Source organism: Kitasatospora sp. NPDC097605, from assembly GCF_040302725.1.
Classification (GTDB): Bacteria; Actinomycetota; Actinomycetes; order Streptomycetales; family Streptomycetaceae; genus Kitasatospora.
Genome location: NZ_JBEOSF010000095.1, coordinates 1 through 1,003 on the forward strand (window position 1 = coordinate 1; position 1,003 = coordinate 1,003).

Annotated in this window: 1 rRNA gene; it reads right to left on the reverse strand. The window is 48.5% G+C overall.

Going from position 1 to position 1,003, the window contains the following annotated elements:
• Positions 1-589, reverse strand: a 16S ribosomal RNA gene (locus tag ABTX81_RS39570); the annotation flags it as partial.
• Positions 590-1,003: the final 414 nt, after the last annotated feature.

The window sequence follows — 1,003 nt, forward strand, 5'->3', positions numbered from 1 at the left end:
CTTAACAGGCCGCCTACGCACCCTTTAAACCCAATAAATCCGGATAACGCTTGGATCCTCCGTATTACCGCGGCTGCTGGCACGGAGTTAGCCGATCCTTATTCTTCCGGTACATTCAGCTCATTACTCGTAATGAGGTTTATTCCCGGATAAAAGCAGTTTACAACCCATAGGGCAGTCTTCCTGCACGCGGCATGGCTGGTTCAGAGTTGCCTCCATTGACCAATATTCCTTACTGCTGCCTCCCGTAGGAGTCTGGTCCGTGTCTCAGTACCAGTGTGGGGGGCCATCCTCTCAGATCCCCTAGTCATCGTCGCCTTGGTGGGCCGTTACCCCGCCAACTAGCTAATGACACGCATGCCCATCTCCATCCCATAAATGTTTGATCATTGGATAATGCCATCCTGTGATTTTATGCGGTATTAATCCGGATTTCTCCGGGCTATCCCCCTGATGAAGGTAGGTTGCATACGCGTTACGCACCCGTGCGCCACTTTCCTCTCCAGCAAGCTGGAAAGTATCGTTCGACTTGCATGTATTAGGCCTGCCGCTAGCGTTCATCCTGAGCCAGGATCAAACTCTCCATTGTAAAATGTGTTGTTCAATACTGACCAGTTTTAACTATCGTTAAAAATAGTCTTCTTTTTTGTTATGTCTGTCAGACATTGACTTTAAAATTCAGTCAGGCATTCTGTACTTGAATACGTACTTCATTACCTCACTGCGCTACATTGACATCTCTTTTAAGAACTTATCGACTGTTGTTGCCTCGCGGCCCGTCTTTATATATCTTCAGATTTCAGTTCGTTCAAGTCTTATTCGTCTTGGACGTGTTTTCATCTGTTTCAATCTTTTCTGTTGATCGCTGTAACATCCGCTACCTGATCTTTTTTTGTTTTCCCTTCGTTTCCGTTGGGAGTGCAAAGGTAGGAATCTTTTTCGGGCGCGGACGGGCGTGCGTGGGGGCGTGCGGGTCTGAGAAGGGCGCTCAGCCGAGGGCGGC